This window comes from Streptomyces sp. NPDC028314 (assembly GCF_055565795.1).
This window is the reverse complement of the sequence record NZ_JBVHTP010000001.1, coordinates 62,310-84,789: the sequence shown is the minus strand read 5'-3', so window position 1 is coordinate 84,789 and position 22,480 is coordinate 62,310. Positions and strand designations below refer to the sequence as shown.

General features: G+C 70.6%; 21 protein-coding genes. 9 read left to right on the top strand and 12 right to left on the bottom strand.

All coding sequences use genetic code 11. From position 1 onward, the window contains the following. Nucleotides 1-703 precede the first annotated feature (703 nt). A complete protein-coding gene (locus ACZ4TG_RS00410; RefSeq protein WP_468159025.1) occupies nucleotides 704-2,566 on the top strand; it encodes a transglycosylase domain-containing protein in 1,863 nt (620 codons plus the stop codon). 74 nt (nucleotides 2,567-2,640) lie between these two features. Here the strand turns inward: ACZ4TG_RS00410 and ACZ4TG_RS00405 are convergent, their stop codons facing one another. The 3 genes from ACZ4TG_RS00405 to ACZ4TG_RS00395 form a co-directional block, all read right to left on the bottom strand. Then, nucleotides 2,641-3,960 (bottom strand): polysaccharide deacetylase family protein, encoded by a 1,320-nt coding sequence (locus ACZ4TG_RS00405; RefSeq protein WP_468159024.1) that lies wholly within the window; start codon nucleotides 3,958-3,960, stop codon nucleotides 2,641-2,643. 131 nt (nucleotides 3,961-4,091) lie between these two features. Next, nucleotides 4,092-5,537, bottom strand: coding sequence for an MFS transporter (locus tag ACZ4TG_RS00400; protein WP_468159022.1), 1,446 nt, complete (start codon nucleotides 5,535-5,537; stop codon nucleotides 4,092-4,094). Nucleotides 5,538-5,698: 161 nt separating this feature from the next. Next, nucleotides 5,699-6,583 (bottom strand): MBL fold metallo-hydrolase, encoded by an 885-nt coding sequence (locus ACZ4TG_RS00395; RefSeq protein WP_468159021.1) that lies wholly within the window; start codon nucleotides 6,581-6,583, stop codon nucleotides 5,699-5,701. 131 nt (nucleotides 6,584-6,714) lie between these two features. Between ACZ4TG_RS00395 and ACZ4TG_RS00390 the strand changes: the two genes are divergently transcribed. Next, nucleotides 6,715-7,143, top strand: coding sequence for a MarR family winged helix-turn-helix transcriptional regulator (locus tag ACZ4TG_RS00390; RefSeq protein ID WP_468159019.1), 429 nt, complete (start codon nucleotides 6,715-6,717; stop codon nucleotides 7,141-7,143). Between the two features lie 93 nt (nucleotides 7,144-7,236). Here the strand turns inward: ACZ4TG_RS00390 and ACZ4TG_RS00385 are convergent, their stop codons facing one another. Beyond that, nucleotides 7,237-7,845 carry an HdeD family acid-resistance protein gene (locus ACZ4TG_RS00385; RefSeq protein WP_468159017.1) on the bottom strand — a complete coding sequence of 203 codons (609 nt, stop codon included), beginning with the start codon at nucleotides 7,843-7,845 and terminating at the stop codon, nucleotides 7,237-7,239. Between the two features lie 269 nt (nucleotides 7,846-8,114). Between ACZ4TG_RS00385 and ACZ4TG_RS00380 the strand changes: the two genes are divergently transcribed. Continuing rightward, a complete protein-coding gene (locus ACZ4TG_RS00380) occupies nucleotides 8,115-9,467 on the top strand; it encodes an erythromycin esterase family protein (protein WP_468159016.1) in 1,353 nt (450 codons plus the stop codon). Between the two features lie 17 nt (nucleotides 9,468-9,484). On the opposite strand, the gene ACZ4TG_RS00375 is transcribed toward ACZ4TG_RS00380, so the two are convergent. Both ACZ4TG_RS00375 and ACZ4TG_RS00370 read right to left on the bottom strand, forming a co-directional pair. Then, on the bottom strand, nucleotides 9,485-10,678 hold the full coding sequence (locus tag ACZ4TG_RS00375; protein ID WP_468159015.1) for a PP2C family protein-serine/threonine phosphatase: 1,194 nt from the start codon (nucleotides 10,676-10,678) through the stop codon (nucleotides 9,485-9,487). Continuing rightward, a complete protein-coding gene (locus tag ACZ4TG_RS00370) occupies nucleotides 10,675-12,282 on the bottom strand; it encodes a sensor histidine kinase (RefSeq protein ID WP_468159014.1) in 1,608 nt (535 codons plus the stop codon). Before ACZ4TG_RS00370 ends, ACZ4TG_RS00375 begins: the two co-directional genes overlap by 4 nt. A 114-nt stretch (nucleotides 12,283-12,396) precedes the next feature. On the opposite strand from ACZ4TG_RS00370, the gene ACZ4TG_RS00365 reads away from it, so the two are divergent. The 3 genes from ACZ4TG_RS00365 to ACZ4TG_RS00355 all read left to right on the top strand — a co-directional run bounded on the left by ACZ4TG_RS00365 (nucleotide 12,397) and on the right by ACZ4TG_RS00355 (nucleotide 14,926). Beyond that, on the top strand, nucleotides 12,397-13,170 hold the full coding sequence (locus ACZ4TG_RS00365) for a response regulator (protein WP_468159012.1): 774 nt from the start codon (nucleotides 12,397-12,399) through the stop codon (nucleotides 13,168-13,170). 378 nt (nucleotides 13,171-13,548) lie between these two features. After that, nucleotides 13,549-14,151 carry a hypothetical protein gene (locus tag ACZ4TG_RS00360; protein ID WP_468159011.1) on the top strand — a complete coding sequence of 201 codons (603 nt, stop codon included), beginning with the start codon at nucleotides 13,549-13,551 and terminating at the stop codon, nucleotides 14,149-14,151. A 103-nt stretch (nucleotides 14,152-14,254) separates the two neighbouring features. After that, on the top strand, nucleotides 14,255-14,926 hold the full coding sequence (locus ACZ4TG_RS00355) for a hypothetical protein (RefSeq protein ID WP_468159010.1): 672 nt from the start codon (nucleotides 14,255-14,257) through the stop codon (nucleotides 14,924-14,926). Between the two features lie 125 nt (nucleotides 14,927-15,051). Here the strand turns inward: ACZ4TG_RS00355 and ACZ4TG_RS00350 are convergent, their stop codons facing one another. Further along, a complete protein-coding gene (locus tag ACZ4TG_RS00350; RefSeq protein WP_468159008.1) occupies nucleotides 15,052-15,999 on the bottom strand; it encodes a helix-turn-helix domain-containing protein in 948 nt (315 codons plus the stop codon). 70 nt (nucleotides 16,000-16,069) lie between these two features. Between ACZ4TG_RS00350 and ACZ4TG_RS00345 the strand changes: the two genes are divergently transcribed. Continuing rightward, complete coding sequence (locus tag ACZ4TG_RS00345; protein ID WP_468159007.1) at nucleotides 16,070-16,402, top strand: cupin domain-containing protein; 333 nt, start codon at nucleotides 16,070-16,072, stop codon at nucleotides 16,400-16,402. Between the two features lie 114 nt (nucleotides 16,403-16,516). Here ACZ4TG_RS00345 and ACZ4TG_RS00340 read toward each other — a convergent pair whose 3' ends face one another. The 3 genes from ACZ4TG_RS00340 to puuE all read right to left on the bottom strand — a co-directional run bounded on the left by ACZ4TG_RS00340 (nucleotide 16,517) and on the right by puuE (nucleotide 18,767). Next, nucleotides 16,517-17,161 (bottom strand): class I SAM-dependent methyltransferase, encoded by a 645-nt coding sequence (locus tag ACZ4TG_RS00340; RefSeq protein WP_468159005.1) that lies wholly within the window; start codon nucleotides 17,159-17,161, stop codon nucleotides 16,517-16,519. 94 nt (nucleotides 17,162-17,255) lie between these two features. Then, on the bottom strand, nucleotides 17,256-17,549 hold the full coding sequence (locus ACZ4TG_RS00335; RefSeq protein WP_468159003.1) for a hypothetical protein: 294 nt from the start codon (nucleotides 17,547-17,549) through the stop codon (nucleotides 17,256-17,258). Nucleotides 17,550-17,858: 309 nt separating this feature from the next. Beyond that, nucleotides 17,859-18,767 (bottom strand): allantoinase PuuE, encoded by a 909-nt coding sequence (gene puuE / locus ACZ4TG_RS00330; RefSeq protein WP_468159002.1) that lies wholly within the window; start codon nucleotides 18,765-18,767, stop codon nucleotides 17,859-17,861. Between the two features lie 295 nt (nucleotides 18,768-19,062). Here puuE and ACZ4TG_RS00325 point away from each other — a divergent pair, with 295 nt between their 5' ends. Beyond that, nucleotides 19,063-19,803, top strand: a complete 741-nt coding sequence (locus ACZ4TG_RS00325; RefSeq protein ID WP_468159000.1) for a class I SAM-dependent DNA methyltransferase — start codon at nucleotides 19,063-19,065, stop codon at nucleotides 19,801-19,803. Nucleotides 19,804-19,932: 129 nt separating this feature from the next. Further along, nucleotides 19,933-20,424 (top strand): carboxymuconolactone decarboxylase family protein, encoded by a 492-nt coding sequence (locus tag ACZ4TG_RS00320; RefSeq protein ID WP_468158998.1) that lies wholly within the window; start codon nucleotides 19,933-19,935, stop codon nucleotides 20,422-20,424. Nucleotides 20,425-20,575: 151 nt separating this feature from the next. Here the strand turns inward: ACZ4TG_RS00320 and ACZ4TG_RS00315 are convergent, their stop codons facing one another. Together ACZ4TG_RS00315 and ACZ4TG_RS00310 are read right to left on the bottom strand one after the other, a co-directional pair. Further along, the gene (locus ACZ4TG_RS00315; protein ID WP_468158997.1) at nucleotides 20,576-20,980 is read right to left on the bottom strand and encodes a cupin; all 405 of its coding nucleotides are present in this window, start codon (nucleotides 20,978-20,980) and stop codon (nucleotides 20,576-20,578) included. Further along, nucleotides 20,977-22,425 carry an MFS transporter gene (locus ACZ4TG_RS00310; protein WP_468158995.1) on the bottom strand — a complete coding sequence of 483 codons (1,449 nt, stop codon included), beginning with the start codon at nucleotides 22,423-22,425 and terminating at the stop codon, nucleotides 20,977-20,979. Before ACZ4TG_RS00310 ends, ACZ4TG_RS00315 begins: the two co-directional genes overlap by 4 nt. Nucleotides 22,426-22,480: the final 55 nt, after the last annotated feature.

The window sequence follows — 22,480 nt, the reverse complement described above, 5'->3', positions numbered from 1 at the left end:
GGCAAAAGTGTCGGAGGTGGCACGATCGGCCGCCTCGGGCCCTGTACCCGCACTCGCGGAGTACGCGAACATGCTGCCGGACGCCAGGGCTACGGTCAGGGCCGCGATGGCGGCGGGCCTGAACCTCTTAGGTATCACTGTGTTTCCCCTTGTCACCCGGTACACACGAACCGGGGGAGGGCATCTTCGCACAACTGGGCGACTCTTTCGTCGCGTTCCGCTTCGCCGACGGCCACCAGGCCCCGTCGCCCCGCCTGCCGGGCGCTCCGCCTCCGTTTCGCCACCGCGGACGGCCCGCCCGGAGCCTATCGGCGAGATGCGGCCACCACCTGGCCGACTTCACAGCAAGTGCATCTAGGGTGTGTGGGAAAGCACGGCACAGGGGGCATTCGGAGTGGGCAGGCAGGATTCGGCTGCAAGAGGGCGAGCACGGGGCAGGCGCGCGGCTCCGGAGGGTACGGAGGGTACGGGGGAGACCCGGTCGGGCCGCCGGGACGCGCGCGGGGCGCGCCGCCGCCCCCGGTCGGGGGCCGGCCGGTTCGGCGCCCTCGCGCGGGCGGGAGCCGGCCGGCTCGGAGCCCTGGCACCGGCCGCAGCCGTGGCGCGTACGCAACTGCGGCGCCTGCGGCCCGCCTTCCCGAGACCGGGCCGCAGCGGCTGGCGCCGGTGGATTCCCTCGTGGCGCCAGTGGCTGGGTGCCTGCGTGTACGCGTTCGTAGCCCTGACGGGCTTCGTCGCGTACGCGTACGCCACCACGGACATACCCGACGATCTCAACTCTTTCGCCCGGCAACAGGACAATGTCTTCTACTGGGCGGACGGCTCCACGATGGCCCGCACCGGCTGGGTCAGCCGGCAGGAGATGCCGCTGGACAAGGTGCCCCCCCAAGTCCAGGGAGCCGTACTCGCGGCCGAGAACGCGAGCTTCTACACGGATCCCGGGGTCTCTCCGTCCGGTGTCCTGCGCGCCCTGCGCGCCGGGGTGACGGGGGGCGAGACGCAGGGCGGGTCCACCATCACCCAGCAGTACGTGAAGAACGCCTACCTGAGCCAGGACCGCACCCTGTCCCGGAAGTTCACCGAGATCCTGCTCGCCGTGAAGCTGGACAACCAGAGGGACAAGAAGCAGATCCTGCAGGACTACCTCAACACCAGCTGGTTCGGGCGCGGCACCTACGGCATCCAGCGCGCGGCCCAGGCCTACTACGGCAAGGACGTCTCGCAGCTCAACCCCAGCGAGGGCGCCTTCCTGGCCTCCCTCCTCAAGGGCGCCGGGCTGTTCGACCCCGCCCTCAGCAAGGAGAACCACGACCGGGCCGTCGAGCGGTGGGCCTGGATCCTGGACCGCATGGTCGACACCGGCCGGCTCTCGCGCGCCGAGCGGGCCACCTACACGCGGTTCCCCGAGCCCACGGGCGCGTCCCTCCCCGGCACTCCCGGCGCGCAGACCGGCTACCTGGTCGAGCTGGCCAAGGCGTACGCGACCAAGACCGGCCACATCCCGGACGCCGAGTTCGACCTCGGCGGCTACCAGATCTACACGACCTTCGACAAGACCCGCATGACGGCCCTGACCGCCGCCGTCCAGGAGGCGCAGAAGGACTTCGACCCTGAGCGGCGCCCCAATACGGACAAGAACGCCAAGATCGGCGCGGCGAGCGTCGCCCCCGACGGGCGGCTGCTCGCCGTGTACGGCGGCCCCGACTACCTGAAGCAGGGCTTCAACGAGTCGAACGCGACGACTATCCCCGCCGGCACGGCGTTCACGCCGTTCGTCTACGCCGCCGCGCTGGAGGAAGGGGTGCTGCGCACGCGCGGCAAGGCCCGTACGCCCGTCTCCCCGTCCACCCCGTACGACGGCAATGACCAGGTGACCGTGCAGACCCCCGAGGGCCCGTACTGGGACCGCAGCGGCAAGGTCGTGAAGGGCCGCAACGACGGCGGCCGCAACTGGGGTCAGGTGACCTTGCGCCAGGCCGTCGCCAACTCCGTCAACACCCCCATGGTGCAGCTCGGCCTCGATGTCGGCCTCGACCGGGTGGAGTCGTTCGCCGAGCGCTCGGGCCTGCTCGGATCGAGCCTCGGGCCGCGGATCCCCACGTTCGCACTCGGCGAGAACTCGACCCCCAGCGCGATCCGCATGGCCGGCGCCTACGAGACCTTCGCCGCCGACGGTATGCACACCGACCCCTACTCGGTGCGCTCCGTCACCCGAAACGGCGCCGCGCTGCCGCTCGACGCCCCGAAGCCGACCCGGGTCGTGAAGGCCGAGACCGCCCGCGCGGTGACGGACGCCCTGCGGTCCGCCGTCACCGAGGGGTCGGCGAAGGCGGTGGCCAAGGCGCACGCCGGCGCCGCGGGCAAGACCGGAACGACCGCCGCGAACACGGCGGGCTGGTTCGTGGCCAGCACCGAGCAGGAGTCCACGGCCGTCGTGGTCTACCGGATGGCGCTGACCGACCTGGTGCCGCTGCCACTGGCGGGACTCGGCGGCGATGCCCCGAACACGCCCGGCAGCGACCGGGCGCTGCACCTGTGGTCGAACTACATCAAGGCGGTGAAGTAGGCCGGCCGGCACGCGCCGCCCGGTTCGCCCGGCGGCCCTCGCGGCGCGCCGCCGGGGCCCGGCTACTTGATCAGCTACTTGATCAGCGCGGTCCAGTCCGGCGCCTGCGCCGGGTCGAGCGTGCGCAGCTGGGCCAGGACCTTCGGGTCCTGGGCGTCGAGCCAGTCCGCCAGCTCCCGGAACGACACGCAGCGCACGTCCTGGCGCGGGCAGACGTCCTTCATCACGTCCTCGACGGCCTTCATGTAGATGCCGCCGTTCCAGTCCTCGAAGTGGTTGCCGATGAACATCGGCGCCCGGCTGCCGTTGTAGACACGGTTGAAGCCGTTCAGGTACGAGCCGCGGGTCTGCGCCTGCCACCCCGCGAACTTCGCCGGGTCGCCCTGGGTGCTGTCGCCCGACTGGTTGTAGAGGAAGTTGAAGTCCATGGACAGCACCTGCAGCTCCTTGCCCTGGAGGGGCACGAGCTGGAGCGGGAAGTTCCATATGCCGTCCTGCTTGGACGGCCACAGCTGGAAGTCACCCGAGGAACTCGCGTCATAGCGCCAGCCGTACGGCTTGATCGCCGTCAGGAGGTTCTTCTGGCCCTCCAGACAGGGCGCGCGGCCGCCGACCACCTCCCGGTCCGGGTCGAAGGGCAGGGGCGCCTCCTTGGTGAACCCGGTGTTGGTCTTCCAGTTCTTGATGAAGGAGTACGTCTGGTCTATCTCGCTCTTCCATTCGGTGGGGCTCCAGTCCCCGCCGCCCTTGGGCCCGCAGAAGTGGCCGTTGAAGTGCGACCCGATCTCGTTGCCGTCGGTCCAGGCGCCGCGCAGTTGGCCGAGAGTGGACTGCACGTGCGGGACGGTCGGGTACGAGATGGCGGCCGCGCCCGGACCGTGCTGGGGCGGGCTGTAGAGCGTCTTCTTGCTCTCCGGCAGCAGGTAGATGCCCGTGAGGAAGAAGGTCATGTGGGCCTTGTTCGCCCGGGCCACCTGGCGGAAGTGGGAGAAGAGGTGGTCGTCGCCTTCCAGCGCGCCGTCCCAGGAGAACACCACGAACTGCGGCGGCTTCTCGCCGGGCTTGAGCCGCTCGGGCTTGAGCTGACCCGGCTGCGGCCCGGTGTAGGAGGTGGAGCCGTCTCCCAGGACCTTGACCTTGCCGTCCCAGGGCTCTTCCGCGCCCTTCGCGGCGGCGGCCCCGTCGGCCGCCGCGCCCGGTGCCGAGAGCTTCGCGTCGCGCTGGCCGGTGTCCGAGGAGCCCAGCGTGAAGGCGTACGCGGTGGCGGCGGCCCCGCCCAGGGCGATCACGGCCACGCCTATGCCCAGGCGCCTGCGGTTCTGCGCCTTCCTGCGTACTTTGCGGCTGCTCCGGGACTCCGCCCGGGTGCCCGCGGCGGCGTCGGTGTCGGCCATCGCTATCGTCCCCCCTGCTCACCGCAGCAGGGCCGCGTGTGGATGCTTCGTACGAATATAGAACTTGTCGTCACTCCTCCCGCACCCCGAGCCCCTCCGGAACGTCGCTTCACAGCCAACCCACAGTCCGGTCAGGGACGCTCGCCCGTCCCGGGCGGGGCCTGCTGCCCGGCGCCACCGCGTGTGCGCCTCGCCAGGGGCGGGATCCTGCCGAGGACCACGAGCCGGTGGCGCAGGGCCATGACGACCACCGCCGTCGCGAGGATGACCACTGCGCCCAGGCGCAGGATCGCGTCGTAGGCCTCCTCGGGCGGCCGCTGCGGCGTCATGGCCGAGATCGCCGCCGCCGTCCCGGCCAGGGCGATCGCACCCAGCGTGACCAGGAACGTCAGCAGTACGCCCGATGCCTCCCCCGCCCTGGCCGGCGCGACGACCTGCTGGGTCGCCACGCTGGAGAAGGTCCAGCCCAGACCCAGGCCCAGGCCGCACCACGCGAACACCGGCACGTACAGCCACCAGGCGGTGACCTCGGTCAGCGCGTACATCCCCGTGCCGGCGACGACCCCGGCCAGCGCCATCACCGCGGTCGGCCGCATGTGCGGGGCCAGCCGCGCCCCGAGCGGCCCGCTGAGCGCCACCAACAGCGCCGGGGCCAGGAACACCGTGCCCGCCAGGAGCGGCGAGAGGCCGCGTACGCCCTGGAGGTAGAGGGTGGCGAGGAAGACGGTGACGCCGTAGCCCATGTTCGAGAGCGAGCCCATCCCGGTCACCAGGACGTACGGGACGTTCCTGAACAGCCGCAGATCGACCAGTGGGTGCCGGGCCAGCCGCTCCCGCAGCCAGAAGAGGCCGCCGGCCACCACGGCCACCGCGAAGCAGGCAAGGGTGCGGGCGCTGCCCCAGCCCCAGGCGTCTCCGCGCTCCACGGCCAGCGTCAGGGTGGCCAGCGCGCACACGATCAGGGCGCAGCCGAGGAGATCGAGCTGGCGCGGCACCGACGTATCGCGCGAGTCCGGGACGTACGCGAGGGCGGTGAGCAGGGACAGCAGGCTCAGCGGCGCCATCAGCCAGAAGATCCAGCGCCAGCCGGGCCCCTCGGTCAACCCGCCGCCCACGAAGGGCCCGAGCGCGGTCCCGATGTTGGCGACGCCGAATACGGCGCCCAGGGCCCTGGCTCGGCTCTGCCCGGGAAAGGTGTTGGTGATCACGGAGACGGACACCGGGAAGACGAACGCCGCGCCCACCCCCTGTGCGATCCGGGCCACCACCAGCGGACCGAGGCCAGGAGCCAGCGCGCAGCCCACGGACCCGACCGCGAACAGGGCGGTCCCGGCCAGCAGGGTGCCGCGCCGCCCGAAGACGTCCCCCACCCGGCCGCCGACGATGAAGAAGCAGCCGATGGCGAGCATGTACGCGGACAGCGTCCACTGCGCGGCCGAAACCGTGACACCGAGCTCCGCCGAGATGCCGGGAATGGCGAGATTGAGGGCGAAGAAGTCGAGCTGGATGCAGAACAGCGCGACCGCGACCGCAACGAAGGCCCCCCTCCGCCCCGCCGCCGAGGACTCAGCGCGCATGAGGGCGTTCCTCTCAGCCGGCGCCGTCGGGCACCGCCGATGGGCCGCGCGGTGTGCCCTCATCCCATTGTGGAGCGGCCCGCTGCGCTCCGCAGCCCGGTCCCGCTCCCCGCCGCGGGGTCCGGTGCGCCGGCGGCACCCTGCCGGCGGCGGGTCAGGCCTCAGGCGTCCAGGGGCCGCCAGGCGGGGCCGTCGCCATCCTGCTGGACGTGTCCGAACACCACGTCGGCGAAGTGGACGCCGAAGCCGATCGTGCCGGGTTCCGCCAGCTCGGCGACGAGGCGGCGGCGGTGGCCGGCGGTCAAGGCGGGGTCGTGGTCGAAGGCCGAGGACCAGTCGGGGCGGTCGACCTGGATGGGGGAGTGCATGGCGTCACCGAAGGCGATCAGGCGCCGTCCGCCCCCGGTGATGACGTACTCGGCGTGCCCGACGGTGTGGCCGAGGGTGATCCGGACGCGTACGCCGGGGAAGATCTCCTGCCCGTCCGTGATCGTCCGCACGCTCCTCGCGAGGGCCGCGACCTGCTCGGTCATGCCCTCGGCCTCCAGGAGGTCGCGCCGGTCCCACTCCGGCTGGGAGATCAGGTAGTCGGCGCGGGAGAACACGGGCCGGTCACCGCCGGGTGCCGGGTGACAGGCCCAGCCGAGGTGGTCGGTGTGGAGGTGGGTGAAGGCCACCGCTTCGATGTCCTCGGGGTCGCGACCGAGTGCGGCAAGGCTGTCCTGGAGGGCGCCTCCGTGGATCCTGCTGAGGGGGCCGTCCGGCCCCTCGTACGTCTGCGGGCCGAAGCCCGCGTCGATCAGCAGCGCGCGGTCGCCGTGCTCCACCAGCAGAGCGCCGACGCTCCCCACGAGGTGGCCCGTGGCGTCCAGGTACTGCGGGTGCGCGGCCCACACCTCGTCGGTGGTGTCCGGGAGCATGGGCAGCGGCCGGAACCGCACCTCGCCGTCCGGCACGTACGACACCTTCGTGTCGCCCAGCAGTATCGAGCGGATCCCGGCCGGCCGGCTCAGTCGTACGTCCTGCACAAGCGTCAAGTCAGCCATGGGAGCTCTCCTGTGAGTCGTCATCAGGTCGCCGCGGCGTCTCCCGCGGCGACGAGGCCAACCATAAGCATCAAGTTCGAATCATTCAAGCTAGAAAGGTTTCGTCTTGACGGACTTGCTAAAGTGGTGGCATGACGATGTCACCCGAGCAGCAGGCCATCGCGGAGCGACAGCTGTGCGGGCTGGTGAACGGACTGGCCCAGCGGATCGCCGAGCACGTACGGGAGCGCGCCACCACCTTGGGCCTCACCGCGTCCCAGGCGACCGCGCTGCGGGAGATGAGCGGGCCGATGACCATGCGCGAACTCGCCGAACGCATGAGCTGCGAGCCCTCCAACACCACCTTCGTCGTCGACAAGCTGGAGAAGCAGAGCCTGATCGAGCGCCACCCGCACCCCACCGACCGCCGCGCCAAGCACCTCGTCCTCACCGCCGAGGGCACCGCACTGCGCGAACGTCTCCTCGGGCTCCTGGCCGTGGACTCCCCGCTGTCCGGCCTCACCCCGCAGGACCAGCGCGCACTTCACGGCCTGCTGGAGCAGGCCATCACCCCCGCGTGAGTCCGGGGCGGCGCAGCGCTCGGGGCGCGGGGGCGCCGCGAACCGGACCTGCTGGGGGCCGCATCCGCGTGAACGCGGGCACAGCCTCCGCGTTCACTCCGCAGGTGTGGGCGTGATCCGGCGGGTGGCGGAGCGCAGTGCGAAGGCCATCACCACTTCGAACACGCCGAGCAGGACGAGCCACAGTCCCAACAGCCGTGTCAGGGCGACGGCGGAGTCCACCGGGAAGCAGAGCACGACGACTCCGGCGACGGCGCCGAGGACGCCCAGGCCGAAGAGCAGGCCGCGATGCACGAGCGCGCGGTCGGCGATCGCGACGTAAGCCCTGAGCACTCCGGTCAGCAACCAGTAGACCCCGACGATCAGGGACAGCGCGCCGATCGTCTGCAGGGGATGTCGCAGCACCAGGACGCCGGCCAGGAACGCCAGCATGGCGATGAGGACGGTCGCCATTCTGCTGCCGCCCCGGTCGCCGCTGTGCGAGAAGGCCGTGACGAAACGGAAGCCGCCGGCCACCAGGAGCTGCAGACCGATGATCACGGCCAGGATGTGCAGCGTCTCATCGGGCCAGACGAGTATCAGGATGCCTGGGATCAGGGTCGCAAGGGCGAAGCCGAGTGCCCAGCGCCACGAGCTTCCTAGCTGCTTGAGGACGTCCTCGGGGTCGCTGTGTGTGTACTGCGGTGCCGCGTCGGGGGTCATCACGCCTCCTGGGCCAGCCGAGCGGCCCGCGGGGGCGCCTCGAAGCCGCCGGACATGCCTCATTTACCCTTCAGGCCCATTTTAGGCCGTTGTGGTCTGCCTCGCTGATCCCGCGCCCGCCTCTTCGACGAGCCCTCCGGTGGCCAGCCACCGTGGTGCACAGGGGTTTTCCCCCGGTCAAGCCGGAGGGAGACCCCATCGCGACCGGCTCCCGCCCCAGGCCATGATCATTTCGCCGCAGTGGCACACCGAACCGAGGAGTGATCAGCATGACCGCGCACCACCAGGCGATCGGCCGACGGGGGCTGCTCACCGCGACGGCCGGGCTCGCGGCCACCGCCCTGCTGGCCCCGGCAGCCTCCGCCGCACCCGCCACCAAGGCGACCGGCGGCCGGCAGGCCGACGCGCTCCGCACCCTGGAGCGCGCCGCCCACCCGCTCCGGTCGACGGAACCCGGCGGCACCACCACCGACCTGCGGGCGCTGGGGGCCATGATCGGAGACGCCGAGGTGGTCGGACTGGGAGAGGCCACCCACGGCTCGCACGAGTTCTTCGCCATGAAGGAGCGCGTATTCCGTCACCTCGTCGAGGAGAAGGGATTCACCACCTTCGCCCTGGAGATGAGCTGGACGGCCGGCCTGCGGATCGACGAGTACCTCCAGGGCGGCGCCGGCGACGCCCGGCAGATCGCAAAGGAGACACTGACCGGATCCCCCTGGGAACGCGAGGAGTTCGTCAGCCTCATCGCCTGGATGCGGCGGTACAACGACCGGCACCCCGGCCGGAAGGTCCACTTCATGGGCAACGACGTCGGAGCACCCAAGCTCGGCGACGCCGCCTTCGACCGGGTCACCTCCCACGTCCGCGCGAGCCACCCCAAGGACCTCGCGCGCCTCGAAGCGCTGTACGCGGGCCTGCGACCCCTCGACGACGTCTTCGCCTACCTGCGCAAGCCCCTCGCCGAACGACGCGACAACGCCGCCACCGCCCAGCAGGCACTCGACCTGGTCACCGCGAACAAGGGCGCCGGCGGTGAGGCCTACGAATGGGCCGAACAACACGCCCGCAACATCGCCCAGACCTTCGCCTTCGCCTCCCTCGACCTGTCCGATCCGAAGTCGGTGTCCGCCGCGGAGCACCTTCGTGACCGGGTCATGGCCGACAACACCGCCTGGTGGCACCGCCGCACCGGCGCCAAGATGCTGTTGTCGGCGCACAACGGCCACGTGGGCTACCTGTCCACCGACCCCGTGATGTACCCCACGACTCAAGGCGTCTTCCTGCGCAACGCCCTCGGCCGGGGCTATGCCGCCATCGGCTTCACCTTCAACCGGGGGTCGTTCCTCACCGGGACCACCCTCGGCGGAGCCTGGGGCAAGGTCACCGTCCCCGCGGCCACCCCCGACATGCACGAGTACACCCTCGACCGGGTCCACCACCGCGACTACTACCTCGACCTGCGCACACTGCCGGTCGCGGGCCGCAGCTGGCTGAATGCCCCCCGCCCCGTCTACGACGCCGGCTCCTCCTTCAAGAACGACCCGCTCCCGACCCTCGCGATCAGCCAGGCCTACGACATCCTCATCCACCTGCACCAGGTCCACGAAGCCACCCCACTCTGACCAGGCCACGCACGGAGCTACCGGCGGTCCCAGTCGAGGCGGAGGACGGCGAGGTCGTCGGTGTGGCGTCCGGCGTTGAGTGCCCTGCTCTGCTGGATGAGGGCGTCGAGGTGGGTGGCGGGGTCCGCGGGCGGCAGCTGGTTGATCAGAGTCAGGAGTCCGTCGGCGCCGAGTCGCCCGTCGGTCGCGCCGTTGTGTCCTTCCGTGAGGCCGTCGGTGTAGAGGGTCAGCGCGCCCGCGTCCGGGAGGGTGACGACGGTGGCGGGCCAGTCGCGCAGCGCCGGGGCGATGCCCAGCGCGATCCCGTGTTCGGCCGGCACCTCCCGGGTCTTTTCCGCGGTGGTCAGCAGGGGTTCGTGGTGGCCGGCGAGGTGGAGGGTGGCGGTGGCGGCCTTCTGGTCGAGCGTGAGCAGGGTGCAGGTGGCGAACAGCGGCTGGGTTCCGCGCTCGGCGATCAGAAGACGTTCCATGAGGTGGAGCAGATCGGTGCCGCGGTGTCCGCCGAGTACGAGCGAGCGCCAGGCGATGCGCAGGCAGACGCCGAGTGCCGCAGCGTCGGGGCCGTGTCCGCTCACATCGCCGACGACGGCGTGCAGCAGCCCGTCGTCGCCCTCGACGACGTCGAGGAAGTCCCCTCCGAGCAGCGCCCTGTCAGAGCTGGGCAGGTAACGGGTGGTCACTGTCACGGCGGAGGTGTCGAGGATGGGCTGGGGCAGCAGCCCGCGTTCCAGACGGGCGTTCTCCTCCGCGCGCAGGCGGGCCGACTGGGCTTCGGCGGCCGTGCGCTCGGTGTGGCTGCGGTAGACGGCGTAGCGCACCGTGCGGCGCAGCAGGTCCGCGTCGACCTTGCCTTTGACGAGGTAGTCCTGGGCTCCGGCGGCCATCGCTTCGGAGCCTGCCTGCGTCTCGGACAGGCCGGTCAGGACGATCACCGCGGTATGCGGGGCCAGGCTGCGGACGGTGGTGACCGCGGCCGTGCCCGACACGTCCGGCAGGTGCAGGTCGAGGAGGATGCAGTCGATCGCGCGGGCTGCGAGCTCGGTGCGGGCCGCGGCCACGGACGTGCTCGTGGTCAGCTCGAACCGCAGCTCCGTATCGAGGAGCAGTTCCTCGACCAGCAGGGCATCGGCCTCGTCGTCCTCTATGAGCAGGATGCGGTACACCGGTTCGGCCTGCGCCGCTCGGGGGGCAGCTGTCATGGCCGCGGTCATGGCATGAGCTCCGCGTCGGACCGGACCACTTCCGCCATCGTGGACGGGCCTGCGAGCCCGGGAGGTTCGCAGGCGAGGGTGAACGCGATGCGGGTGCCGTCCTGGTGCTCCGGGTCGACGGCGATGGTCCCGCCGTGGAACTCGACGATCTTCTTGCACATCGCCAGGCCGATGCCGCTCCCGGGATAGACGTCCTTGGTGTGGAGCCGCTGGAAGATCACGAAGACCTTGTCGGCGTACTCGGGGGCGATGCCGATGCCGTCGTCGGTGACCGTGAACCGCCACAGCGCGCCTTCGGCGACGGCCGTCACATGGATGTGCGGTGCCTGTCCGGGGCGGTGGAACTTGATCGCGTTGCCGATCAGGTTCTGCCAGAGCATGCCCATCTGCGTGGGGTCGGCGACCAGGGTCGGCAGCGGGTCGTGAGTGATCAGCGCCCCGGTCTCCTCGATGCTGACGCTCAGCGCGGACAGGGTCCGGTCGAGGACCTCGTCCAGGTCGACGGCCTGATGGGTGTGGTGGACCCGGCCGACCCGGGAGAAGTCGAGCAGGTCGTTGATGAGCGTCTGCATGCGGTTCGCGCCGTCGACCGCGAAGTCGATGTACTGGTCGGCGCGGGCGTCGAGCTGCCCTCCGTAGCGCCGCCGCAGCAGCTGGGTGAAGCTGGAGACCTTCCGCAGCGGCTCCTGCAGGTCGTGCGAGGCCACGTACGCGAACTGTTCCAGCTCGGCGTTGGACCGCTGGAGGTCGGCGGTCTGCGCGTCCAGGCGCCGCCGGGCCTCCTCGCTGAAGGCCAGCTCCCGTACGAGGCGTCGGCGCATGGACTCGATCTCGCCGCTCAGGCGCCGCAGGTCGGCGGGCCCGGTCGAGGTGATGGGGTGGCCGAAGTCACCGCCGGCAATGGTGCGCGCGTCCGCCCCGAGCTGTTCCAGCGGCCGGTTGATGCCGCGGCGCAGTGCTTCGAAGACCAGGCACGCGAGCAGCGCGATGACTGTGGCGATCGCCCCGAACACCCAGTTCCGCAGGGTCATCGTGGCCATGAGGTCGTCCCTGGCCCGGGTCCGGTCCGCGCGCAACCGTTCCTGCTGGGCACTCAAGGCCGCGCGGACCTTGTCGAAGGCGGTCTTGCCCTCCGCGGCGCGTTCTGCGGCCGTCTGCGAAGGCGCGCCGGGGGGCACCGCGGCGATCGGCCGGGCGATCCTCTCCTGCCAGGTCTCCACGGTTTCCTGCACCGTCCCCAGGTCCCTCAGGGCTGGGGCGTCGCCGTGGAGCAGCTCCGAGAGCCGGGCGATGTCCGCCTTCTGCTCGTCGAGGCCTTGCCGGTAAGGGCCGAGGAAATCCGGTGCGCCGGTGAGCCCGTAGCCGCGGATCCCGGTCTCCTGGTTCAGCAGGGCTGCTTCCAGCCGGAACGCGGTCGACAACGCCGGGGACCTCACGTCCACCAGATCCTTGCTGATCGACGCCGTACGCCCCAGCACCCAAGCTCCCGTCACCCCGAGCAGGGTCAGCACCGCCAACGACACGGCCACCCCGACGCGAAGCCACCGCCGGGTCGTCCACGTGGAGAGCCTCCGCGCACGCGGCAGCTCCTCGTCCCCGGTCATCCTCTGATACCCCTCCGCAGTGACGGCCGCCTTCAAACGGGCGCAGCGCACACTGTAGAGGGCATTCGACAACGATTGTTGTCGTAGGTCGTTTCGGGGCCTAAGGTGCCAGGTATGCCGGGCAAGAATTTCGTATTGCGGACCAATCCGACGGAGACAGCCGCTGTCGCGGACGCCGTGGTCGGCGGCCTTGCACGGCACCTTGCCCTGGAACTCCTGCAACATCCCCCGCACCCGACAGCGGACGATCCGGCGCGGGCCCTCAGCCTGCTGCACCTGCTGGAGCACCTTCAGCGGGCTGCTGAACGGCTCCAGCGGGCAGCCGCATTGGACGCCGCGCGCGCAGGTGCCGGATACCCCCAGATCGGCCGGGCATGCGGCATGACCCGCCAAGGCGCCCGCCGCCGCTGGCCGGGGCTCTTCAACCACACCGACGACGCACCTACGGAGCACCAGACGATGAACGCCCCCGCCCGCCCGTTCGATGTCCTTCTCGTCGAAGACGACGTCGCCGACGCCATGCTCATCGAGGAGGCCCTCTCCGAGCGCGGGGCCCGCAACCTGGTCCAGGTCGCCGACGGTGTCGCGGCCCTGGAATACCTACGCGACCCGGACAGCGTGCGTCCCGACCTCATCGTGCTCGACCTGAACATGCCCCGGATGAACGGCCGTGACCTGCTCCGGGTCCTGAAGAACGACGCAGAACTGCAGACCATCCCGGTCGTGGTCCTCACCACCTCCTCGGCACCGGACGATGTCGTCGGCGCCTACAGCAGCCACGCCAACGCCTACGTGACGAAGCCCGTCAACCTGGAGGAATTCGAGCGGGCCGTGCAGAGCATCGACTCCTTCTACCTGGACACCGCAACCCACCTGCCGCGCACCTGACACCGGCCGCGGCTAGGAAGCGTCGCCCAGAGCGGCGGTCCACCCGTGCCGTCGAGCCGGGGCAGGCTGAGGACGATCGTCCCGGCGGGACGGCGTTCACGTGCATGGCCCCGGCTCGGCGGGGCAGTCTGACGGGGCCGCCGCGCGCAGCCGTCTCCGATGCCGGGTGACGGGCCCGCCGTGTGGTCCGCCACTGCGTCCGCAGCTCGTCGGACGCGTGCCGATGCATGGCGCGTACGGGATGGCTGGCGGAAGGATCGGGGTCTACGGTTGAACTAGGCCTGATGCGAAGGTCCCCGTCGGCCGCAACAGCCGAGCGGAGAAGGGCTGTTCCGCTCTTGCAGGGGGGTCCCGAACTACTCAGTCCCAAGGATCGCCATGCCCCTCCATGACAGGCGACGTCTCGTCACGCTCTGTGTAACACCGCTCATCGCCCTGTTCGCCCTGGCGCCCACCGCCGAGGCCAAGGCGCCGCTCCCCGCCGGGCCGGCCTTCTGCGGTCTGGGCCCGCCCAAGAACGCCTACGAGCGCGGGTGTGACGACGGCTACCTCGCGGGGTTGTCAGCCGGCGCCAGGAACGGCAGCCCTCCCGCGTGTCAGAAGCTTCCGCCGCCGTTGTCGCCGGTCAATCCCAACCCGTACGAACAGGGCAAGCTCGCGGGCTACAAGTACGGCTACGACCGTGCCTACCAGGCCGCGTACCAGAAGAACTGCGCCAACCGGCCGACGCCGCAGCCCACGCCGAACCCGAACCCGCGGACCGCGCAGACCCCGGCGAGTATGGCCGCGGCAGGACAGGCAGCGGGGAGGGAATTGGGCCTCCAGGACGGCAAGACCTGCATGCGGACCAACGCGCGCCTGGTCCCGCCGCCGACGCCCGACCCGCTCGTCATCGCCTACCAGAACGGCTACAACGTCGGCTACGACACCGCGTACGACGAGGCGTTCCGGCAGCACTGCCTCAGCAAGACGAACCCCTGACCGTGGCGCATCCGCAGGTCAGGGCCCCGATTGACATTGTCTTGGGGTCGTCGTTGACTGGAAATGAACGACACGAAGGCAACTGATCAGAAAGGTCGCGGCCATGTATCGCCGCCGTCCGAAGCTGGTTGCCCGGCCGCTCCTCGTGGCTTTGGCCCTGTCACAGGCGGTCGCAGTCGGGGGACTCACCGCTCAGCCTTCAGCGGCGGCCGTCGTCCGGGGTGACTACTGCCAGGACACGGCCGACGCCTATTCTCAGGGCTGTCGCAAGGGAGCCGACGAGGGCTGGGGTGTGGGATCCCTGTGCAAACCGAAGCCCGTTCTGTCCCCCGGCGACCCCTGGAACCAGTACCGCCACGGATACGTCAACGGCTTCAACGCCGGTTACGACGCCGGGCTCAGGGTCTCCGGATGTCCGCCGATCTCGGGTCCCGTCCCGGCGGAGACCACGCCGCCACCGCAGCCGCCACCTGCGCCGCGGGTCGACCCGGAGCACGAACGCAAGCGGCCCGAATTCGAGGCCAAGTGCTCCGCCAAGATCCCCTCGACCGCGACGCCGGAAGCGCGGAACCGGATGATGGCCGACTGCATGAAGGATGCGGGCTATACCTGGACCGCTCCCGACCCGGCGGTCGAACAAAAGCGCCTCGACGCCGAGGCACAGTGTTCCGCGAAGATCCCCGCGACCACGGCGTCCGAAGCGCGGCAGCGGATGATGGCCGACTGCATGAAGGAACACGGCTACACCTCGACCCCAGCCCGCGATCACCGTTGACGATGAGCCGCCGGGCCCCTTCGCCGCCACCTCCAACGGCCGGCCGCCTGGGTGAAAGGCGCTCGAAGCAGGGCCGGCGGATCCGGGGATGGGCGCATCCGGCGAGCGCCGCCGCGCAGGGTCGTTCAGCGGCCGAAGGTCCGTCGGTACGCACCGGGCGTCGTGCCCAGGACGGCCCGGAAGCGGCGTCGCAGGTTGACGGCGGAGGACAGGCCGACCCGGATCGCGATGGCCTCGACCGGCAGCTCCGTTTGCTCCAGCAGCACCCGGGTCGCGTCAAGGCGCTGGGTGAGCAGCCACTTGCCGGGGCTGTGGCCGAGCTGTTCGGCGAAGCGCCGGGCGAGTGTGCGGCTGGACACTCCCGCCTGCTCGGCGAGGCGGCCCACGGTCAGCTCGGTGTCGAGCCTGGACAGGGCCCACTCCAGCAGCGGCGCGAGCGACTCGTCGGTCCTGACGGCCACCGGCTGGGCGGCGTACTGGAGCTGGCCGCCTTCCCGGTGCGGGGGCAGCACCATGCTCCGGGCGACCTGGGCCGCGTAGGCGGCGCCGTGGTCGCGGCGTACCAGGTGCAGGGCCAGGTCGATGCCCGCTCCGGACCCGGCGCTGGTGGCCACGTCGCCGTGGTCGACGTACAGCACGTCCGCGTCGACCTCCACCCGTGGAAACGCGGCAGCGAACTGCTCCGCACGCCGCCAGTGCGTCGTCGCCCGGCGCCCGTCCAACAACCCGGCCTGCGCCAGCACGAACGCCCCCGTACAGATGGACACGACCCGCGCCCCGCGCCGGTGCGCCGCAGACAGGGCGCTCAGGACGTCCGGTGACACGGCCGCCCCGGTCGGCTGCCAGCCCGGAACGACGATGGTGTCCGCGTCCGTCAGCGCGTACAGCCCCGCCTCCACGTACATCGCGGGTCCCGTCGTGGCGGGGAGCGGTCCGGGACGCTCGGCGCAGACCGTGAAGTCGTAGTGCACCGGCAGATCCGGCCGCACGGAACCGAACACCTCGGCGGCGCAGGCGAGTTCGAACGGGGACTGCGGCGCGTTCAGCAGCGCGACCACACGATGACGGCTCATGGCAGGAATGTACCTGAGGGTGTCTTTTCAGACTCTCGGCCGGGGGCCCGCTCCACGCGATCGTGGGCGCATGAGCGAAACAACGCCTACGGGCCCCTTGAAGACCACCGTCCACATCGACGACATCGAGCCGGGAGACGTCGCCCCCGGCATCGTCCGCCGCAGGCTTCCGGCGACCGAGTTCGCCAGCGGCTGGCTGATCGACTTCGCCCCGGACACCGAGTGGCCGGATGTCGACGTCCACGCGACCGAGGAGCGGTACTACGTGCTGAGCGGCGAGGTGATCGAGGGGGAGGAGCGTCATGGCCCGGGCACCTACGTGGTGTTCGCCCCGGGCAGCCGGCACCGCCCCCGCACGGAGGTGGGGGCACGGATGCTGGGGGTCACGGTGCGGGCGCACTGATCGCTCTCTCCGCGGCCGCCGTTCGCCACCCCGGAGGTCACCTCAGCGAGGCCGAAGGGGATGGCAAAAGGCGCCCGAGAGCCGGGGCGTCGCCCCTGCGGGGCCGAGCGGTTGCTACCGATCCTGAGCCTGCATCAGAAGGTGACCCCGGCGGAACCGCTCCTCGGCGCGCGGCTCGCGCAGCATCCTGCCGGCTTCGACGAACCCGGCCTCGCGGGCCAGCCCCGCGAGGTCGTCGACCGGCCATCGGTAGGCCGTCGCCACCTTGTGGTCGAACGCCGTCACCGGACCGCCCTCGGACTCGAAGAAGGCAAGCAGGAGGACGCCGCCCGGTCTGAGAACCCGGCGGAACTCGGCGAAGTACGAGGGAATTTCCTGCGGCGGAGCATGGATGACCGAGTACCAGGACACGATGCCCCCCAACTCGCCGTCGGCCAGGTCCAGGGCGTCCATCGAACCGACCTCGAACCGCAAGTCAGGATAGGCCTCACGCGCAAGACTGATCATCACGGGCGAAAGGTCGACGCCGAAGGCGTCCAGTTCCAGGTCTCGCAGGTGCGCCGTCACATATCCGGGACCGCATCCCAGCTCGGCGACGGGCCCGGCATCAGTGGCCCGCGCGAGCTCGGCGAACGCGGCGAGGACCGAGCGGTCCAGCGGCAGATCGGCGAGCCCGTCGCGGACGAGATCTGCGTAGCGAACGGCGACGGCGTCGTAAGCATCTTGTGTCGCACGGAGGTACGAGGGGAGTTCGGTCACAGGGGACGATAGTAGGGCTTGCACGGTCTGGCCGGCGACCGGTTCTGCTTCCGGCAGGCAGGGGGAGATTGCCAGGCCTGGCCGCGTCCGTAGGTCACTTGACGCATTCCTTCAAAGGCTCGGCGGCTGCGACTCTGGCCCGGAGTCTGGGGTCGACCTTGTTGTCGATCGCTTCCGCACCGGTCCGCGCCTTCAGTTCTTCCGGCGTGATTTTGGAGGGGACAAGGGGTTTGGTGCTGTCGCGTCTCCACCATGCGCCGGAGGAGTCACGGAACCAGACGGTTTCCACCTCGATCCTGGCATCCGCCGTCCATGAATCCCCGAGGGAAACCACCAGGACATCGGGTGTGAGGGTGACCTTTGCGCACGGAGGAAGCGTCTCGAACACGATCAAGAACACCTTGGAGTTCTCTGCGGGCTTCGGAACGCCCTGACACGATCCGGCTGAGCACGCCGAGGCGGGGGAGGAGTCCATATGGACGGAGTGGTCGAGGCAGAGTCGGGCGAGGCAACGTCGGCGCGTGTGGCACGCCGTAGCCGCATTCGGCGTGCTGCACTCTCCGGGGGGATCGTTGGCGCGCTCACACCCGTGCCCCTCGCCATCCGCGGCACGGAAGCCCTGTTCGCGTATGCGAGGACCTGTAACCCGTAGCCGTAGGTCCGCGCGACTTTCACGGGCCGCGGCGGGCTGAGGGGCTCAGCGCGGCGGCGGGTGCGTGGCGAGCCAGTGACGGGCGATCTGTTCCCGCGTGGTGACCCATGCCCCGCCGCGCTGCGCCACGTGCCTCAGGAAGCCGTCGAGCGCGCGGATGCGGCCGGGCCGGCCGATGATCCGGCAGTGCAGGCCGACGCTCATCATGCGCGGGCGGTCGGCGCCCTCGGCGTGGAGGGCGTCGAAGGTGTCGATGAGGTAGGAGAGCATGTCGCTTGCAGTGGTGAAGCCGTGGACGATCAGGAACTTGAAGTCGTTCGCGTCGAGGCTGTATGGCAGTACGAGGTGCGGCCGGCCGGCCGCTTCGACGTAGAACGGCAGGTCGTCGGAGTAGTCGTCGGAGTCGTAGAGGAAACCGCCTTCCCCGGCGACGAGGCGCCGCGTGTTGGGGCTGGTCCGGCCGGTGTACCAGCCGACGGGACGGCGTCCGACGAGCCGCTCGATCGTCGCGATCGAGCGGGCGATGTCGGCGCGCTCGGCGTCCTCCGGCACGTGGCGGTAGTCGATCCAGCGCCGGCTGTGGCTCGCCACCTCCCAACCGGCGGCGGCCATCGCCCGCGCCGCGTCCGGGTTGCGTTCGAGCGCCTGGGCCACGGCGTAGACGGTGAGCGGCGCCCTGTGCGCCGCGAGCGTGCGATGGATGCGCCAGAAGCCGGCGCGCGAGCCGTAGGCGAACATGGATTCGACGTTCAGATCGCGTCCCCCTGCCACGGGCGGCGCGCCGATGAGCTCGTGAAGGAAGCCCTCGGAGGAGGGGTCGCCCTCAAGGACGCTCCGCTCGCCGCCCTCTTCGTAGTTGAGGACGAGGCTGACGGCGACACGGGCACCGCCGGGCCAGGCGGCATGCGGCGGCTCGGCGCCGTATCCGACGAGGTCGCGCTGATGCTCGGACACGGGCGGCACCCTACCCCCGCGCCCCGTCGCGAACCGTGGGGCCACACCAAGTGACCGGGCCGCGGAGGGCCATTTGGCCGGATGGGCTCACACGGAGGCCGGGACGCGCGCGCACCCGGTCGGGGCGCGCCGACGAACGCAGCAGTCGTCTGATGCGACATGAAGATCGCACCGGTCGGCATCGGCATGTTTGTGGTTTCCGCCAGTACGACGCCCCGGCCCAGGAGAGCAAGACTTCCCACCAGGGGCGTCGGCCTGTCTCGAAGGCCGACGCCGAGGACAAAGGGGGAACATGATGAGCGGTCAGCTGTACGACGAGATCGGTGAGGCGTTCGAGGGCTTCAAGACCCTCCCTCTCGCGCGCTACGGGGAGGTGCCCGGTTTCCTCGCCCTCGTCGGCGACGTGAACGGCAAGTCGATTCTCGACCTGGCCTCCGGAACCGGCTTCTACAGCCGGGAGTTCAAGCGCCGCGGCGCCTCCCACGTCCTGGGCGTCGACATCTCCTCCGCGATGGTCGAAGCCGCGCAGGCCCTGGAGGACAGCGACCCGCTGGGCGTGCACTACGAGGTCGGCGACGTCGCCGAGCAGCGCACCTTCGAGCAGCGCTTCGACATCGCGGTTGCGGTCCAGCTGTTCAACTACGCCGAGGACGTCGCCACCATCGAGCGGATGTGCCACAACATCCACCGGAGCATCGCGGACGGGGCCGAGTTCTTCGTCTTCACGCAGAACCCGGACTACCGTTTCGACGGGCCGTCCCTGGCCAAGTACGGCTTCCTGTGCGAATCCCTCGGTGAGGAGACCGAGATCGGGCCGCGCGTGAGGATCACCGCGCTCCTCGACCCGCCGATCTCGTTCGTCGCGAACCCGCCCAGCCGCGAGGTCTTCGAGAAGTGCCTGCGGGCGGCCGGATTCAACGAGGTCACCTGGGTCCCCCTGGAGATCTCCGCCGCCGGCGTGCGTGAGTACGGCAAGGACTTCTGGGAGGACTACGCCGCGAACCCCCCGCTGACGATGCTGCGCTGCCGCGCCTGACGCCGAGCGGCCCGTCCCCGGTTCGGCTGCCCGGTCCGGCCGGGGACGGAGAAAGTCTGGCTGCGCTGTCACATTCGCTCCGCCCGGTGCGTCAGTGCTGTGTAGATGCCAATCGAAGGAGCAGCGGTCATGACGAGCACCACTTCCATCTCGCGGATGCCGAACCCGGGCGAGTTCGTTCCGGAGCTGAGCGACATCAGTGCCGCCCTGTTCCGTGCCACGGGCAACCGCTCGGTGCCCCGTGCCACGATGAGCCTGGTCCACCTGCGGGCCGGCCAGATCGTCGGTAACACCTACCTGACCATCTTGAACACCGGTTTCCTGCGCAAGGCCGGGGAATCCGAGGAGCGCATCACGGCCGTGTCCTCGTGGCAGGACGCTCCGTATTTCACCGAGGCGGAGCGGGCGGCACTCGCCCTGGTGGAGGCGGTCCTCCAGCCGGCCCCGCACGGCAAGGAGCGTGTCTGCGACGAGCTGTACGCGGAGGTCGCCAAGCACTACGACGAGAAGGCCCTGGCCACCCTTACCATCGCCATCGGCCAGATCAACTTCTTCATTGCCCTGGCCGTCATCGGCAAGCCGCAGCCGGTCGCCTCCCTCGCGGACCAGCAGTGGGACTGACCTGGTCCCTTCACCGTGCCCGGTCGCGGCCCCGGCGAACAGGATGAACAACGAGCACCCCGTGAGGTAGGCGAGGTCGGCGGCCCTCGCGAGCATCCCTTCGCGGATGCTCGCGAGGGTGATTTGGCCGGTCGGCAGGGCCACCCTGTGGTCAGCGAGTGTCGGTGCGCTTCTCAAGGCGGGTGCCGTGGCGAAGGGTGATCGACATCAGGTCGCTGGGGGCGTCCAGTTCCAGGCGGTGCCAGCGGCCGCGGGGGACGACCACGGCGGTGCCTGCCTGCAACTGCACCATGTCCTCGGCGCCGCCGGGCCCGGCAGGACGGAGGTAGAGGCGGACGCCGCCGGTCAGGCAGCACACTGCCTCCTCGGCCTCCGGGTGCATCTCCCAGTGGTCGGAGTGAACGTCGGCGTCGGTGGCCACGTGGAACGTGGCGATCTGCCAGGCGCCGGAGTCGCCGCTGGTCATACGCCGTTCGGCGACTCGGACATCGCCATCGGGGCAGATGTGCAGCGCCGAGGCGAAGAGGTCGATCGCTGAGATGGGTGTCGTCTTCATGACGGAGTTCCTTCCAGTCGGCTCTCTGCGGGGGCGACGGGTCGCGGGTGAGGTGTTTCCGCCCGGCGGCGGGGCAGCACGCCGATCGCCACGACAGCCGCGAGCACGAAGAGCGCGGCGGAGATGGCCAGGCCCAGGGCGTAGCCGTCGTTGAGCGCGGCGGGATCGGTGGCCGTGCCGGTGCGGTGTGCTGCGGTGGTGGCCAGGGCGGCCAGGCCGATACAGCCGCCGAGTTGGCGGGAGCTGTTCACGAGGCCGGAGGCCATGCCGGCCTCCGGGGGCGCGACGCCGGTGGTCGCGGCGGCAACGATCGGGGCAATGACCAGTCCGACGCCGACTCCGGTGATGAGGCAGGGGCCGAGCACGTCCGTGAGGAAGCCGCCGTCGGGACCGATGAAGGCGAACCAGGCCAGGCCCGCGGCGGCCAGCAGGGCGCCGGGAACCAGGGACGCCCGGGGAGTACGTGCGGCGGTGACGCGGGTCGCGACGAGGGTGCCTGCGACCAGGCTCACGGAGAAGGGCAGGAAGGCGGCGCCGGTCGCCGCGGCACCCATGCCCAGAACTTGCTGCATGTACAGGGATACGAAGTAGAACGCCGCGAATTGCCCGGCCGTGGAAAGGAACACCAGCACATTGGCGCCGGCGATCGATCGGCTGCGCAGCAGGCCGAGGCGCAACAGCGGTGCGGCGGCCCGGGATTCGACGAGGACGAAGGCGGCCAGGAGCATGGCCGCGGCGACGAGCGTCGCCAACGTGACCGGTGATCCCCACCCTTGGGCGTCGGAGCGCACGACACCCAGCACCAGCAGCCCGACTCCGCCGGTCGACAGGACGGCGCCGAGCACATCCAGCCTCTCGCGCCGGGCGGGGGGCGCTTCGGCGGTTACGCCTGCGCGAACCAGCGCGAGAGCCACCGCCACGATGGGCAGATTGATCAGCATCACCCAGCGCCAACCCGCGTACTCGGTCAACAGCCCTCCCGCCAGCACGCCCAGTGCTCCACCCGCGGCGTTCACCCCGCTCCACACCCCGAGCGCACGCACACGCCGCGGGCCCTCGGTGAAGGTGGTGGTGAGCATCGCCAGCGCGGCCGGGGCGGCCGCGGCGGCCCCCACACCCTGACCGGCGCGGGCGGCGATCAGCTGCCAGGGCGCCTGGGCCAGCCCGCCCGCCAGCGAACACAGCCCGAAGACGGCCAGGCCAAGTACCAACAGCCGACGCCGGCCGTACAGGTCGCAGGCGCGGCCCCCCAGCAGCAGAAACCCGCCGAGCGTGAGCGCGTATACGTGCACGACCCACGACAGGCCGAGGGGCGCGAACCCCAGGGCCGCGCGCATCGCGGGCAGCGCGACGTTGACCACCGACAAGTCCAGGGCGACGGCGAACTGGGCGACGGCCACCGCCGCCAGCACCACTCCGGGGCGCCCTCGTAAGTTTTTATACATGTAAGGAAAGTAACCCCAGGGGGTGGCCCCTGTCGACACCTGGGGGATGATGAGG